The sequence below is a fragment of the Flammeovirga sp. SubArs3 genome, assembly GCF_947387565.1.
GTDB lineage: Bacteria > Bacteroidota > Bacteroidia > Cytophagales > Flammeovirgaceae > Flammeovirga > Flammeovirga agarivorans.
Map to the genome: position 1 here is coordinate 1,087,457 of NZ_CANDOA010000001.1, position 17,119 is coordinate 1,104,575.

Annotated in this window: 13 protein-coding genes; 11 read left to right on the top strand and 2 right to left on the bottom strand. The window is 33.9% G+C overall.

The features are described 5' to 3' along the window. Positions 1-32 precede the first annotated feature (32 nt). Both QL232_RS03850 and QL232_RS03855 read right to left on the bottom strand, forming a co-directional pair. On the bottom strand, positions 33-470 hold the full coding sequence (locus QL232_RS03850; RefSeq protein WP_281613169.1) for a hypothetical protein: 438 nt from the start codon (positions 468-470) through the stop codon (positions 33-35). A 111-nt stretch (positions 471-581) separates the two neighbouring features. After that, complete coding sequence (locus QL232_RS03855; protein ID WP_281613170.1) at positions 582-3,038, bottom strand: fused MFS/spermidine synthase; 2,457 nt, start codon at positions 3,036-3,038, stop codon at positions 582-584. A 327-nt stretch (positions 3,039-3,365) separates the two neighbouring features. On the opposite strand from QL232_RS03855, the gene QL232_RS03860 reads away from it, so the two are divergent. The 11 genes from QL232_RS03860 (at position 3,366) to QL232_RS03910 (ending at position 17,091) form a co-directional block, all read left to right on the top strand. After that, entirely contained in the window at positions 3,366-4,985 is a 1,620-nt protein-coding gene (locus QL232_RS03860; RefSeq protein WP_281613171.1) for an arylsulfatase, read from the top strand. 72 nt (positions 4,986-5,057) lie between these two features. Beyond that, positions 5,058-6,752, top strand: coding sequence for an arylsulfatase (locus tag QL232_RS03865; protein WP_168882653.1), 1,695 nt, complete (start codon positions 5,058-5,060; stop codon positions 6,750-6,752). Positions 6,753-6,809: 57 nt separating this feature from the next. Then, complete coding sequence (locus tag QL232_RS03870; protein ID WP_281613172.1) at positions 6,810-7,346, top strand: hypothetical protein; 537 nt, start codon at positions 6,810-6,812, stop codon at positions 7,344-7,346. Positions 7,347-7,364: 18 nt separating this feature from the next. Beyond that, positions 7,365-8,324: an AAA family ATPase gene (locus tag QL232_RS03875; RefSeq protein ID WP_281613173.1), complete on the top strand. Its 960-nt coding sequence runs from the start codon at positions 7,365-7,367 to the stop codon at positions 8,322-8,324. A gap of 3 nt (positions 8,325-8,327) precedes the next feature. Further along, positions 8,328-9,245 carry a DUF58 domain-containing protein gene (locus tag QL232_RS03880; protein ID WP_281613174.1) on the top strand — a complete coding sequence of 306 codons (918 nt, stop codon included), beginning with the start codon at positions 8,328-8,330 and terminating at the stop codon, positions 9,243-9,245. Then, entirely contained in the window at positions 9,226-9,696 is a 471-nt protein-coding gene (locus QL232_RS03885; protein WP_281613175.1) for a DUF4381 domain-containing protein, read from the top strand. Before QL232_RS03880 ends, QL232_RS03885 begins: the two co-directional genes overlap by 20 nt. Further along, positions 9,662-10,669, top strand: a complete 1,008-nt coding sequence (locus tag QL232_RS03890; protein WP_281613176.1) for a VWA domain-containing protein — start codon at positions 9,662-9,664, stop codon at positions 10,667-10,669. The genes QL232_RS03885 and QL232_RS03890 overlap by 35 nt, the downstream gene beginning before the upstream one ends. Beyond that, the gene (locus QL232_RS03895; protein WP_281613177.1) at positions 10,662-12,389 is read left to right on the top strand and encodes a VWA domain-containing protein; all 1,728 of its coding nucleotides are present in this window, start codon (positions 10,662-10,664) and stop codon (positions 12,387-12,389) included. The genes QL232_RS03890 and QL232_RS03895 overlap by 8 nt, the downstream gene beginning before the upstream one ends. After that, on the top strand, positions 12,383-13,720 hold the full coding sequence (locus QL232_RS03900) for a BatD family protein (RefSeq protein WP_281613178.1): 1,338 nt from the start codon (positions 12,383-12,385) through the stop codon (positions 13,718-13,720). The genes QL232_RS03895 and QL232_RS03900 overlap by 7 nt, the downstream gene beginning before the upstream one ends. 277 nt (positions 13,721-13,997) lie before the next feature. Beyond that, entirely contained in the window at positions 13,998-15,260 is a 1,263-nt protein-coding gene (locus QL232_RS03905; protein WP_281613179.1) for a T9SS type A sorting domain-containing protein, read from the top strand. A gap of 343 nt (positions 15,261-15,603) precedes the next feature. Next, positions 15,604-17,091: a T9SS type A sorting domain-containing protein gene (locus tag QL232_RS03910; RefSeq protein WP_281613180.1), complete on the top strand. Its 1,488-nt coding sequence runs from the start codon at positions 15,604-15,606 to the stop codon at positions 17,089-17,091. Positions 17,092-17,119 lie beyond the last annotated feature (28 nt).

The window sequence follows — 17,119 nt, forward strand, 5'->3', positions numbered from 1 at the left end:
GACTCATTTTCTGAATCAATGACCTTAATATTTTATTCATATGATTTTCTAAGCTTATCAGAGTGGAACTTTAATATTAGGGTTCCTTTTTTATTATATAATTCGACAGTTGTGGCATAACAACTACCTTCTTTTCTATAAATCACTTTAGCAGTAGTAAATGTTTTAGAGTTGGTGATTTTGAACGCAGAAATAATATCTTCATTTTGATCACTAGAGACATCAGAGAGAAACTCCCAATTATATAACTTTACTTGATTCTTATATTCATCCATAAGTAAGAGATAATTCTCTTCTACTTGCAGGAATTTGACTTCATTATTAGAAATTTCATCGACCTCATCTACAAAAGTAGCAGTCGGCCGTTCCATGATATAGGATGGAGATTTTATATCAATGCTCTCTACACATTGAGAGAAAGCAGGTACACTAAAAAGTATTAACGAGATATATAATAAAATAGATTTCATGAGATTTGATTTTTTAAAAGTATACCTTTAAATACGTTGATTCTCATTTTGTTGAGTAATAATTATTTATCGATTTCTATTAAAATCAGATTATTCTATTTTTCAGCCCATTTACTCTGGGTTATACCAATTGTAATAATTGTTAGAGTTATCATGCTCATATAAATCAGTTAAGAGCATAGACCAAACGTCTCTTCTGCCGATATAACTAGCTAAACCTGCGTAATAAAATCGATGTAGATTTTCCCTTTCATAAGCAATTTCTTTTTGAAGAGATTCAGGTAAAATACTAAGGTCTTCTTGTTGATCTAATAACCTTGGGAGGATATCTGTAATTACTGATTTTTTAACCCACCCATCATATTCTAAAATCGGATGATTATCAGTAACAGGGGCTGCATTTCTACTAAATACATGTAACCCATTTCTACCCATCACATAGGTGCTTAGAAATTGAGCTTCATTATGAATGCCAATTTCATCCAACGCCTGCTTTACTTCGGGGTAAGCCAAACGTTTCCTTATTTGTTCTAAGTCAATATTTAAAGGTTGCATTGAACCAATCACAAGCATTTCATGCATTTCTGTTGTCCATAAATTGGCGTAAGGGAATACATCAAGGATAGCCCTTACCATAGATGCAGAAGCTTCCTCCGTTTGTGTGGTTATCGGCCACCATTGTGCCATCATACCATTTTTTGATAATCGTTTTTTACATAATTGATAAAAATCTTTACTGTATAAATTATTAACACCGATAGCAGTTGGTGGAGGTGGTTCCAAAGTGATAAGGTCGTATACTCTATCTTCTTTCATTAATAGGTGTCGACCATCTTGCACAAGGATTTCAATGGCTTTATTTTCTGATAACTGATAATTACCATTAAAATATTTGGTAGCTTCTACTACCTCAGGAAGAAGTTCTACTACTCGCCTTTCTTTTAATTCCGGAAATTGAAGAAGGGCTCCCGCAGTTATTCCAGTTCCCAATCCCACCACTAAAGCAGATTCAGGTTTTCCATTAAATGTAATTAATGGGATAAGGGATTGAAGTCTCATGTAACGAAGTGAAGGAAAGACATCGCCCGTATTGGAAACACCTTGGATATATAAACGATTAAATTTTCGGGTATCATCTCCTTCTTCAACGACGGCAACTGTATGCCCAATTCCTTCTTGGAAGAAAACGATATTACCACCTTCTTTTTGAAGGAGAAGATCAATAAATTTTGTTTTAGGTATAAAAAAGACGATGGATAGAAACAGGATTAAACTAGGAGTGAATTTCCTTAACGATTCAACCTGATAAAAAGCTACAAAAGAAACGCCTAATGAAAGAATAAATAGAAGAAACAAACTATAGATAGTACCTAAGGTCGGGAATAAAATGAAACCTGTAATAAAACTACCAAGTACTCCTCCAAACGTATTCCATGCCAATAACTTCCCACTATTCTCGGATATATTCTTTCCGTCTGATATTATTACTGAAATAATCGGAAATAAAGCTCCCATACAGATAGTGGGTAATAAAATAAAATAGCAGCTAATAAATAAAAACCGCCCCATCATTAAAGCTCCCTTAGTGTCAAATACGGAATACATATAATTGCCAAATTGCTCTTGAATTGTAATTATATTCTGATCAATAAATAACACAGAGAGAAGTGTCACAAAAAGCCCCGAGAGAGTGATTGTACCAAAAGCAAACCAGAGGTTTTTTATTTTATTGACATATCTCCCCGCAATGAAATTACCAATAGCTAATCCTAAAAGGAATACACCCAACATAGTGGCAAAAGCATATGTTCTTGTATTTTGAAATTGAACTACTATTTGTCCCCACAGTATTTCTTGTGAAAGACCGATAAACCCAGCGAGACAATACAATAGGTATCCAATATGAAATTTCCCTAATGGAGCATGTGTTGCTTTTATATACGTTTCTTTTTTCGTCTTAAGAAATAGGAATATCGTAAAAGCACTTAGTAAAAGGTTGATAAACCCTGCAAATATGGCTGCACCGATCACACCAAATATAGGTATTATTAAAAAAGGAGTTGATAATGTTCCTACTATTGCTCCGGCGGTATTACTACCATAGAGGTAACCTATTCTCTTTCCCGTATTTTCTTCAGATGGTTTAGAGTATTTTAAAAGTGCTAAGAAAGTTCCACCCATAAAAAAGGCTGGGAGCGAAATGAGGAACCATGGAATCATATAAGCAAAAGCTCCCAAAGTGTGTTCCATTTGAATGTATGTGGTCTCTCCATAAAAAAGAAGTAAGCTTATAGTAACCCCAAGAAACGCAGTCACTATTTCAAAAATAGCATAACATAATAATGGAGAGTTATTCTTTTCTACATACTTCCCTAAGATATAATTCCCGATTCCTAAGCCAGTAAAGAAGCCACTGATAACGATAGAAGTGGAGTAAATATCCACACCTATAACAATGCCTAATTGTTTTACCCATAAGGTCTGAAATAAAAGAGAAGTGATTCCAGAAAGAAATAATAATAGAGAAAGTAATATTGTTCTGTGATATTGTTGTAGAGATCTGAGCATTAATTTTTGGGGTTCAATTGGAGATAGTGAAATAGTTTATTGATGTATTGCTTAATTAAATTAATAAGAAAATCACCCTTTTCCAATAGTATAATTTGTTGATTATAAGTAATAAATATCAGTTATATTCTTTATAAAGTTTGTGATAAGATGATATGAATAGTACTCATTATAATTGATTGACGTTTTCATTGTGATATTAGTAGAAAAAGAAACTTTAATAATTCAACCATTAAAAAATCTCCTTTTATCTCATTAATTTATGTCATACTAAAACCCTTGAAATAAATAATTAATTACAACCCAAGAACAATAACTCAATTGAAAATGAATCTATTTAGAGCGAAACTATCTTTTATGTTCATGTCTCTCTTTTTGATTTCAAGTATTGTTTTCAGTCAAAAGAAAAACAAAAAAGGAAAACAAGAGAAACCCAACATATTAGTAATGTGGGGAGATGATATCGGCTTATGGAATGTTAGTGCATATTCACATGGACAAATGGGCTATACCACTCCTGGTATAGATCGAATAGCCAATGAAGGAGTTTTATTCACAGATTATTATGGAGAGCAATCTTGTACTGCTGGTAGGTCTTCTTTTATTACCGGACAATCTGGATTAAGGACAGGGATGACAAAAGTAGGAATGCCTGGTTTTCCACAAGGACAGGCCGATGATGATCTAACGATTGCTGAAGCATTAAAAAACCATGGCTATATGACAGGTCAGTTTGGTAAAAACCACCTCGGAGATAGTGATGCAAGTTTACCAACAAAACACGGATTTGATGAATTTTATGGCTTCCTATATCACCTCAATGCAATGGAAGAGCCTGAATATGCGAATTACCCAAAGGATCCTGCCTACCTAAAAAAGTTTGGTCCAAGAGGCGTTTTAGATTGCACATCTGATGGCCCCGTAAATGATACTGGTCCCTTGACCGTAGAAAGAATTAAAACGATTGATGATGATTTAACAAAACGTACAAAAGCATTTATGGATAAAGCTATCGAACAAGATAAACCGTTCTTTGTTTGGTGGAATGCAGCAAAGATGCACTTTAGAACACATATAAAAGAAGAATCCAATGGCCTTTCGGGAAGAGGATTTTATAATGATGGTATGGTAGAGCATTCAAATCATATAGGTGAGCTACTCAAATACCTTGATGAAAAAGGTATTGCAGATAATACCATTGTTATCTATGGTACGGACAATGGTCCACAGACAAACTCTTGGCCTGATGGTGCAATTTCACCCTATCGAATGGAAAAGGAAACCCAATATGAAGGAGCTTACCGAGTGCCATTTATGATCCGATGGACAGATGGAGGAATTACTGGAGGTAAAAAACTAGAAGGTATGGTGGCTCATCTCGATTGGTTACCTACTTTATTGGCAGCAGCCGGTGATACAGAAATCAAGGAAAAATTGCTCAAAGGAGAATATAAAGCCAATGGGAAAAACTTTAAAATTCATTTAGATGGATACAATATGTTGCCCTATCTACAAGGTAAGGTAGATGAATCTCCTCGTAAATGGTTTATATACCATACTTCTGAAGCGGAACCTGTTGCCGTTCGTCAAGATATTGAAGGAAAAGAACAATTGATGTCTTTAAAGTGGGTATTTGGTGAACAAAGAGGAGTCAGTGGAGAGCTTTGGCAGGAACCTTTTACTTGGCTACGAATGCCTAAAGCTTTTGATCTAAAAATGGACCCATTTGAAAGGGCAGATTACGATTCTAATACCTATATGGATTGGTTTATCAATCAAATTCCATACATGTATGGAGCGATGGCCCACATGCAAGAGTATGTGATGACCTTTAAAGAATATCCGGCTTCACAGAAACCGGGTTCATGGAAATTAAATGAGATCAAGCAAAAAAGTTATGAAATAGGTCCTGTAGGCCCTGGTGGCTCTACAAAATCAAAAGAATGATCAACTGATAAATATTCATAGACAATTTACATATATCCAAAAACAACAATTATTTTATTTAATCAATTAATTATGAGAAAGAACAGTATTAAAGTTCTACTCCTTTCTTTTATTACTCTACTGATTTGCAACTTCAATCTTTATGCTGAAAAGACAGAGAAGATTGAGAAAGACAAGCAACCAAATATTCTGGTCATGTGGGGTGACGATATTGGCCTTTACAATATCAGTTATTGGAATCGAGGATTGATGGGGTACTCTACTCCTAACATTGACAAAATTGCTAATGAAGGAATCGCCTTCACAGATTATTATGGAGAGCAGTCTTGTACCGCCGGGCGTTCTTCTTTTATCACAGGGCAATGTGGTTTACGTACAGGAATGACAAAAGTAGGTCTTCCCAAGGCTCCACAAGGACAAGCAGCGGATGATATTACCATTGCAGAAGCTTTAAAAAACCTTGGTTATATGACCGGTCAGTTTGGTAAAAATCACTTAGGTGATAGTGATGCAAGTCTACCTACAAAACATGGTTTTGATGAGTTTTATGGCTTCTTATATCATCTAAATGCAATGCAAGAACCAGAAGATGCAGACTACCCTAGAGATCCTGAATTCTTAAAGAAGTTTGGACCAAGAGGTGTATTAGATTGTACTTCTGATGGCCCTGTAAATGATACAGGACCGTTGACAATTGAAAGAATGAAAACGGTTGATGATGAAGTGAATGCTAGAGCGAAGAAGTTTATCCAAAAAGCGGTCGATCAGAAGAAGCCGTTTTTCTGTTGGTGGAATGCCTCAAGAATGCACTTTATTACCCATGTCAAAAAGGAAAATAGAGGCATCTCGGGTCAAGGTTTTTATAACGATGCGATGATGGAACATGACCAACATGTTGGTGATATGCTCAATTTCTTAGAAGAGAAAGGGTTGACAGAAAATACTATTGTGATCTATGGAACAGACAATGGCCCTCATTATAATGCTTGGCCTGATGGTGCGATAACCCATTTTAGATCTGAAAAAGAGACCAATTGGGAAGGAGCCTATCGAGTTCCAACATTTATACGTTGGCCTGCAAAGTTTAAAGGAGGACAGGTATTAAATGGATTGATAGCTCATTTAGATTGGTTCCCAACATTGTTGGCGGCTGCAGGTGACCCAGACATTAAAGATAAATTAATGAAAGGAGGTTATGCTGCCAATAACAAGAAGTTTAAAGTCCATTTAGATGGGTACAATATGCTTCCATATTTAACTGGAGAAGTAAAAGAATCTCCACGTAATTTCTTTATTTATCAAAATGCGGATGCTCAAATTGTGGCTTTACGTTACGAACAAAGGAATTATGTCACAGGAAATTCCACATTTATGGCAGGAGGAGGTACAGGTGATACCCCTGGAACCTCTAAAGAAGGAATGTCTACCGCTTGGAAAATTGTATATGCAGAACAAAGAGGAAAAACCATGGAGTTATGGGCAGAACCGTTTACTTGGCTCAGGATGCCAAAGATTTTTAATCTAAGGCGTGACCCATTTGAAAGGGCGGACCATAATTCAAATAACTACTGGACATGGTTTATCAATCACCCATTTGTTTTCTATGGAGGCAATGGGATAATCATGGAACATATTCAGTCGTACAAAGATTATCCACCTTCTCAACGACCTGGTTCATTTACCATGGATGGAGCATCAGAAATGGTGTACAAAAACTTTGGAATGGGACCTGGAGGTTCAACAGGGGAAGGAATTCAAAATAAATAATTAACTAAATGCCCCATTCGTAATAACGAGTGGGGCTAATATTGATTAATAAACAAAATGAGACCATTACTTCTTTTGACTTTTTCATTGATGACTTTTCATGTGTTTGGGCAGGCCTATTTGATTGGATCACCCTTCGAAAAGGAGATGAAATCGGAATCTTCAGAGAAAAATGAAATGACCGCAGCTGTGCATCCTGCTTTTTTTAATTCCAATGATGTGATTGAGGAAGAAGGTGCTCCTGCTTTCTTAGAGGATTATATCAAAACATTTAATCAAGCAATTAACAATAAAGATATACAACAGCTTTCTAATTACTTTGATGGAGCACAACATCTCATCAATCACGAAGATCAATTAACAAAGTATATTGATAACTTTTTTTGTGGATTTGAAGAGGAGAAAAAGTACAATGGGACGAAATGCATCACTCTTGAACAAATAATGAAATCAGAAACCGTTTCACATAAGCTCTTGGGGGATAAAACATTAATTATCAAGCAAAAACTGAAAACTAAAGAAAAGAAAAATATAATGATCGAATTAGTACTTCAGCTTACGAGTACTAGTCCCAAGTTTATAGGAACGATGTAATGGAGATCAACCAAGAATATGATAGATCAAATTAAAGACTTACAAGAACGTATAAATGCCTCTATCATTGGACAAGAGGAATTGGTTGAATCTCTAATTATAGGTTTAATCACAGAAGGAAATATTTTATTGGAAGGCTTACCTGGAATGGCTAAAACGAGGGCAGTAAACACTTTAAGTAAAGTAATGGATATAGATATGAATCGTATTCAGTTTACGCCCGATTTATTGCCTTCTGATATAACCGGTACTGAGGTTTTTAACCCTGATTCGGAAGATGGTAATAGCTTCAGTTTTAAAAGAGGTCCCATTTTTACTAATCTTGTTTTGGCAGATGAAATCAATAGAGCTCCAGCCAAAGTACAATCGGCATTACTCGAAGCGATGGAGGAACATCAGGTAACTGTGGCTTCGAAAACATATAAGATGGATCCTTTTTTTATGGTTATTGCTACTCAAAACCCAATTGAACAAGAAGGTACTTATCCTTTGCCAGAGGCCCAATTGGATCGTTTTATGATGAAAATAGTGATTGAATACCTTACGACTGAACAAGAGGAAAAGATGTTGGAATTGGTGAGAGGAGAAGTTTCATCAGCATCAAAAAATTCCAAAGAACCTATTAATAAAAAAGTGATTTTTGATCTGAGAGATCAGTTGAATGCGATCAATGTTTCTGAAGCCATTAATAAATATATTGTTAGAATTATCGATGCTACGAGGTTTCCAGAAAAATACAATGAAGAGCTAAAGAAATACATCAATATTGGAGCCTCTCCTAGGGGAAGTATTGCCTTGGATAAAGCATCAAGGTGTATGGCATTAATGAAAGGAAAAGATTATGTAGATACAGATGATGTTAGAGAAGTTTGTCATAGAATTCTAAGACATAGAGTTTCTTTAACCTATCAAGCCAATGCTGATAAAAAATCTGCAGATGAAATTATTAATGAACTACTAAAAGCAGTACCTGTTTAAGCTTTGACAAAAATCAAATTAAACATACAAGATCTCTTAGAATTAGAAGGAATTACTGAGGGGACCGAATTTTTTAAAAATCAAAGAGTTACAGGATTACTCTCGGGTCGTCATGCTTCTATGTTAAGAGGACGAGGATTGGATTTTTCTGAAGTACGAAAATATGTTCTTGGAGATGATATTAGAAACATTGATTGGAAAGTAACTGCAAGAACAAGGGAAACACATACTAAGGTTTTTAGCGAAGAAAAAGAGAGGCCTCAGATGACTATCCTAGATCAAAGTTTATCCATGTTATTTGGAAGTACTGGCGATTTAAAAGCGAATATAGGTATTCAGCTAATGGCTATTCATGGGTTTCGAGCTTTGAAAATGGGTGATCGTTTCGGTGGAATTGTCTATAACGATCAGCAAAATCTTATTTTTAGACCTTCTCGAAGTAAAAACCTATTTCAAGCATTATTGGAACATGCTTTACAACTCAATCATAATTTAATAGAACAGAAAATCTCTAAAAATACATCATTTCATAAACTAGAAGAAGCATTATTTCAGATGCTGCAGATTGCCCATCATGACTTCATTATCAATGTTGTTACCGATATCACTTTGTTAACCGATCTTGGATTGGAGAGGCTAGGTACATTGGCACAAAGTAATAATGTGATAGTAACACACATCTATGATCCATTAGATGAGTTTTTGCCTGCTCAACGTATCCCGATGACAGACACGGCAGTACAGATTGATTGGGATATCACAAAAATGAAGCAGAAAGAGTTTTCCGAAAAGTATAAAGTAATGTATCATCAATTAGAAGAAAGATTGATGGATTATAGAATACCACTCATCAAATTTGATACAGTAAAGCCATTAAAAGTTCAAGTAAAAGAAGTTTTGAATGATCAATATCAAGGATAATATAGGAATAGTAATTCCACCTCCTTCCGTTCAATTTTCTTTTGATACGTTGGGGTGGAAAGTTGTAGGAGGAATAATATTGCTTTTGATAATACTTCTAATATGGAAGTTATGGAAACATCATACTAAGAATTTATATCGAAAAGAGGCCCTTCAACTTTTACATCAAATTGATCAAAATCAGGCGTCGCCAAATAATGTGTATGAGATCGACAAGTTATTAAGAATTACAGCCTATACAGCTTATAATGAAAATAGAATAAAGCAATTAGAAGGGAAAGAATGGAAACTTTTTTTAGACCAGAAAATAAAAAGAGATGTATTGAAAGATGATAAATTTTTGATGCTACAGCAATTCATCTTCTCAGAAAAACTTAATCCAGAAACGAAAGAAAATTTTAAAGACTATTATCAATATGCCGAATTTTGGATACGAAAACATGCACTTTGAATGGACTTATCCTTGGGTATTTACCTTTGTGATTATAGTTCCATTAGTGTATTGGATTTTACCTCCAATGCGGAAGAAAACTGCTGCTTTAGTTTTTCCGTCTTTCTCTAGAGCAGTTCAAGTTTCGGGTATTAACCCTAGAAAGAAATCGAAGGTCTCGAAAAAGAGTGTCTTCCAATGGTTTACTTTATTTCTTATCTATATCGGAATTTTAGTAGGTGCAGCTGGACCTAAGTTAGTCGGTCAACCTGAGAAGAAAATTAAGACTGCCAGAAGTTTTTTAATTACTGCTGACATGTCATTTAGTATGGACAATAAGGATTGGGTAGTAGAGAAACAACGACTTACCCGATGGCATGCCGTACAAAAACTGATGACTGAGTTTATTAAAGGTCGTAAATCTGATAGAATGGGATTAGTCCTTTTTGCAACTCATCCCTACTTACAAGCACCACTTACAGAAGATTTACACTCAGTCATGTTTATGCTCAATGATGCAGAAGTGGGAATGGCAGGACAAATGACTGGTATTGGTGATGCTATTGGATACAGTATGAAAGTTTTTGAGCAGGATACCACCAAAGAAAAAGTGATTTTATTACTGACCGATGGTGTTGATAGTGGAAGAGGCACAAACCCTTTAGATGCAGCTGCCGTAGCAAAAAATGATAGTATTAAGATATATACCCTAGGTATTGGTGATCCTACTGGAAGAGATAAAATAGACGAGAAGACGATGACTTATATTGCAGAGTCTACCGGAGGGCAATACTTTAGAGCGATGGATGAAAAAGAATTGAAAAAAGCCTACAAAGCTTTAGATGATCTTGAACCCATTAAGTACGAGACCTCTACTTTAAAACCCGAAGTATTACTTTATTTTTATCCAATAGCAGTATCAATTGCACTTTCTTTTCTTTTGATATTCTATCTAAACGTTGTCTCATTATTAAAATCGAATACTAATGGATAACGAACAACTCATTACATATATCAATGATTTCCATTTTTTAAGGCCAAAATTCTTATGGTGTTTTGCTCCCTTGCTTTTTGTTTTTGTCTTGTATCTGATCAACTATAAAAGATCACTTTCATGGCAAAAATTAATTCGAGAAGATTTGAGAAAAGTAATCATACTCGATCAACAATTGAGTAAGATCAACTTACCTGCATTTTTAATGTTCTTTAGCCTTTCATTACTTATTATTAGTGTTTCAGGACCAACTTTTAAAAAGAAAAAGCTACCTACAGTAATCAATAAAGCCGTTGTATGGGTTACTTTGGATTTGTCTCAAAGTATGATGACAAAAGATATTTCGCCAAATAGATTAGAGCGGGCAAAATTAAAAATCCGAGATTTATTTGCTGAAAAAATGAATACAAAAGTGGGATTAGTGGCCTACGCTGGTACGCCTCATGTCATTTTTCCACCTAGTTTGGATAAGGAAATTATGGTCCCCTATATGACGACAATTAAACCTCGAATTATGCCGGTGAAGGGAACAAACTATGAGTTGTTATTGTCATATATGGATACTTTAATTCAGAAGGAAATTGCTCCTCCAACGATAATTATTGTAACAGATGAAATCGATCAAAAGGTAAGTCGAGAAGTGGTCAAATTTGCTAATAAGACAAATTCTTGGGTACAAATATGGTTGGCGAGTTCATTTAATGGTGGTTTTGTACCTAATCCATACAATTCGAAAAAGCATTTAATTCATAATGGAAAAGAAGTTTTCTCAAAAGCTGATAGGAGTTTATTATCACAATTAGAGAAGAATGAAAGGATTTCAGTAGTTCCCATAACACTAGATAATAGTGATGTGGAAGTGCTAAAAAACCATATTGTGCAGCATCAAGTCATAAAAACTGAAGATGATAAGAAAGAGAGTGATTGGAGAGATGATGGGAAGTTATTGATTTATCCATTATTAATAATTACTCTTTTCTGGTTTAGGAAAGGATGGATGGTCAATTGGGGATTAATGCTACTCATTTTTTTAGGTGGTTGTAGTGAAAAATATGATGATTTATGGTATTCGAAAGATTATCAAGCCCAACAAAAAGAAAAAGAAGGTGACTATGAGAGTGCAGCAAAATTATATCAAGATCCTTCGCACAAAGCTTTTGCTTACTATAAAAGTGGAAACTATGAAACCGCAGCAGAAAATTATGAATTAGATTCTACAGCAATATCTCAATATAATCTAGGGTTAATGTATGTGGAATTGGGTAATTATGAAATGGCACAGGCCGCTTTTAGGATTGCTTTAAAGAAAGATTCTACTCTGGCGGTAGCTACTGTGTCTTTAAATAAAGTCGTTAAAATAATTGAAAGTAATGTTGCCGATAAATCGGCTTTTAAGAATACTCAAAAAGATGTTCAACAGGCAGTGAAAGCCCTAACAGAAAAGGAACGAAAGCTTTCAGATCATGACTACAATAAGAAGAAGGATAAAGATGCAGATAGAGAAAAAGAAAAAGTAGTAGATCCTAAAAAGAGAAAATACAAAGAACAAGACTGGCCGAATCAGAATAAGAAAAAAGAGAAGGACATGAACCAAGTGAGTGCCGCAAGTATGGTGATGGAAAAAACAAATGCGGACCCTTCAGAATTTTTAAGAAAGAAGTTTATTCTTCAAAAAAGAAAGTATTACCCACACATAAAGAATCCAGAAAAAAAATGGTGAAGAAAATCTTAGTTATAGCATTTTGGTTTTTGTTCATCCAAGAAGGATTTTGCCAGAAACCATTTGCAAAAGTATATTTAAATAAAAAATATGTTTTTGTTCAACAACCTATACAAGTAACTATCAAAGTGTATTCACCGACATGGTTTACTCAAGGTGTTGAATTTGGTGACCTAAAGGTCAAAGATGCTTTTATTATACCTTTTACTAATTCTGTTTCGGGTAACGAAGCTGTAGGAGGAAAGAACTATGCAGTGATCTCTCATTATTTCTTATTATTTCCATATAAAACAGGAACATTAGAATTCCCTTCATTAACCATGACCGCATATGTTCCTCCTCCGGGAGATTATGAAGGAAAACCAACTCCAGTGAAAACTAGGTCGATACAATTTAAAGCGAAAGCATTACCAAAATCAAAATATCCATCTTTTCTTGCGTCAAGGGTTTACTTACAAGATTATTGGAATAAAGACTTTAAAAAGCTAAAAGTAGGAGATGTTGTGGAAAGAACGGTAAAGGTAACCGCGGTAAAAACAATTGCTAATTTTATTCCTAATGTTACTATCGATTCTGTTACTTATGCTAAAAAGTATGCAAACAATAACCTAACGGATCAAAACATCAATTCTAAGAAGGAAACATTAATAAGCACACGTACAGAAACGTTCTCGTATCTATTTACAAAAGCAGGAGATTTTGAAATGCCGGGTGCAAGTATCTCCTACTTTAGTCCATATACAGGAGAGTATAAAACCATCAAGTCAGAACCCACCAAAATACATGTAGATACGACTTCAGATCTCGGAATAGTTGCTTCTATTGCCGATAGCCTTTCTATGTTAAATCAACCTTTGGAAATCAATAATGAACCTAAGAAGTCATTAAAAGAACAGGTGATTGAGTTCATTGTAACTTATAAATATCAATTAGGTATAGTTTTCCTTTTATTCATCACCTTTAGAAGAATCATTAAAGGTTTGCAAAATGTATTTAACTACTACAGAAAAAGAAGAGAACAATACCTGCTTTCTGAAAAATATGCTTTTAAATTAGCTTTAAAAGAAGGAGGGAAAGAGGATATACCATCAAAATTAGATGGAACATATAAATGGTTATTACATCCAAAGTTGAATAAGATTTCGATAACTCAAACAAGTAAAGAAATTAATGATGAGGTGTCGCACTCTTTTTTTATTCAATTATTTCATGATTTAAGTATTATTAATGGAAAATTGAAAATAACGAATTACAAAAAAAATATCCTTGAACTAAGAAAGAAATTGATGAGAAGAAGTAAGTCTAAACCTTCGCATTTGAAAAAATGGTAGACATTCTTATTAGATTGAAAAACAGTCAAATATATGAATGATTCAAGAGTGAAAATTGAACAGATTTTTTTTGTATAAAAGTTTCAAATATTTAGAATTAATTTCTATTTTTAGTGATAATTACGTATTGATATGCTTTTAAACTGTTGTATCTCATTAAAGCACTCCAAATTGTTACCTTTTAGAGCCACTAAATATTTTACTACTTAACTACATTATTTCTATTCATTCTAAAAGTGAAAACTATTTGAGGGCTTAATGACCAGAAATTGCCCAAATGAAAAATTTATTAGCGACTTTATTTCTTACCTGTTACTGTGTATTCAATAATTCTTATGCCCGATTTGTTGAACAAGACACAGTAATTAATAACATTGATAAGACGATTACCATTGTAAGGGATGTAACCTTTAATGCAAATCAAGATGAAGATGGAAATACAATTCCCAATAACACTGAAAACTATATTATTTTTAATGTACCTGATGGTTACACTCTTGTTGTAGGAGAAAATGTTGAATTTGACATCCAAAAAACAGATACTGAAAAGCAATATGTTGAAATTATAGGAGACATGAAATTGTTGTCGGGTGCATCATTTATTGTTCGGAGAGAAGCATATTTCACTTTATATGGGTCTTTAACTGTTGAAGGTACGGGTAGTACTATTAAGGTGGAAGATCCCGGGCATATTTCTAAATCGTCTTACTTTTTAGTAACAGGAGACTTTAATAATAACACAAGTCCTGGCGGTAACACAACGATAGATATTGATCATAAAGGATCATTATTTATTATGGGTGATGCAACGGGAGGCAACTCTACTCTTACTTTAGCGATCAGAAATGGGGATGAAACAGGCATAGGAGGAATACATGTTGATGGTGATGAAAATATTGATGACTTTCATGATTATAATAAAAAATCAGACGGTACTTTCCCTTCTGCACTAAACTCCAAAATCCAATCAGTCAATGATCTTCCTGTTGAGCTTATTGACTTTACAGCAAGTGTTATAGGCGATCAAGTGATTGTTTCTTGGTCTACAGCCACTGAGTTAAATGCAGATTATTTTGATTTACAAAAGTCAAATGATAAAGTGAATTGGGAATCACTAGAAAGAATATCCGCACAAGGTAATTCTACTCATGTGACTAATTATGAATATATAGATACCGACCCACTAAATGGAGATTTTTATTATCGTTTAATTCAATATGATTTTGATGGTAAAAACGAAACGTTTGGACCAATTCATATTAATAATAGAATAAATGCTGAACGTTTTAATGTTTCTGTTTATCCTAACCCTTCTACTTCAATCACTAGGCTGGATGTAAATAGGGTTGACCTAAATGCTATTATAAAGGTTAGCATCTATGATAGTAATGGTAAATTAGTTGGCGAGAAAGAACTTTCTGTTGGACAGTACAATTTTACTTTCAACCTCGATACAATGATAAAGTTGAACAAAGGAGTCTATTACCTTACTTTTCAACAAGGCAAATTTATCGAAAAGAAGAAAGTCATCAGATATTAAAGTTTTGATTATAACATAATGCAGTAAGGGTAATATTCTTGATAGAAGTATTACCCTTTTTCTTGTTTTCAAGAATATGATTTATATAACATTGTGTTGTTAAAATTGAATATTTTAAATATTTCTGAACCAATACTACAATTAACTCAGCCAATTAATTTTTTGTTAATCTATATTTAATGCCCGTTTTATAGTTTCGATGATAAAGTATGGTATAGGAATATATCAAGAATGTCATATCAGAATATTATGAAAGGGGAACTTTTAAATTGTTTTTTAACCAAGATCATAACATTATTTTACTTCTTGATTTAACCTCAAAAATTCTAAACACTACTTAACTATGATTGCTACTATATTGACAAGACTACTGACTTTGTGTATCATTTTGCTATCCTCAAACATTTTCGCTGCTAATATCTCATGGGATGGTGATGCCGGAGATGGATTATGGTCAACAGCTTCCAATTGGAGTGGAGATGCATTACCAGATAATGGTGATAATGTGACATTAGATTGTAATTGTACAATTACAGTAAATGGAGACATTGAATATAAAGAATTAGAACTCGAAGCAGGCACAACATTACATTTTACAGCAAATTCTACAATTGATAAAGCGAACAAGACAGAAATAGACGGTACAATGATTATTGATGCAGTTGTTACCTTTCCACAAGGAATTAAGGTAGAACTGACTGATGACGTTGCCATATTACGAGTCAATTCATCTGGAGAAATCACAGACACAGGATTAGGTTTAGCCGAAGATTCACGTATTGAAATAAAAGCTGAAGGATCTAATACAGGTGTAGATGCAGGTCCTTATGTATATAATTACGGTGAGATGACTCTGAAAAAGTTAGATATTGGCAAAGATGGAAATGGGGAGTTGTATAATTATTCTGATGGAATTATTAATATCAGTGACGAATTACACATAGATGGAGAAATGTGTAATCAAGGAACTTTTAATATTCATAATACAGATGGGGATGCTAAATTTAAAGTACATGGAGCAACTATCTCTTGTGGGGGCTTAGTTAATGTAGACCTTGTTGAATTAGATGATAAAGGTGACTCTCCAACTAGACAAGCAGTTCTATCAGATATTGTAATTAGTGATGGAAATGGTTGTGAAGGTGGCGATAGTAGTACACCTCAATATAAAGTAAAAGATGTAGATGGTATTCACACTTTTAATGAAGTTATTTTACTTGATGCAGGTAATAATACTTTCCAAGTAGATGAAGAAAACGTATATTCTTGTAATAGGAATGCTGCTAATGAAGATTTACCGGTAGAGTTAATTTATTTTGAAGTCTATGAATATGAAAGTGCAGTTGAATTAATTTGGGAAACAGCTGCTGAAATTAATAACTCACACTTTGTGTTAGAAAAATCACAAGATAAAGTAAACTGGTATGAGGTCACTCAGATTCAGGGAATGGGTAATTCTAATATTGCAATGAACTATAGTTTTATGGATGAAAATCCTTATCCTGGAGTATCCTATTATCGTTTAACGCAAGTTGATTTTGATGGAACATATGAAATGTTTGAACCAATTATGTACAAGAATGGTGAAGAAGTGATTACTAATATTCTTGCGTTTCCAATTCCATCAGAAAAAATTGTAACCATTACATCCACACAAGATATTTTAAAAGAAAGAATTCAAATCTTTAATTCTATAGGGGTATCAGTTCAGCATTTGGTTAATATTGAATCAATGGAAACAAAGCATATTCAGTTAAATATAGAAGAACTGAAGCAAGGGGTTTATTATTTTAAAACTCAAGAACAGATTATCCGATTTGTAAAAAATTAGACTTAATGTCGATAACAGAAAAGGAGTA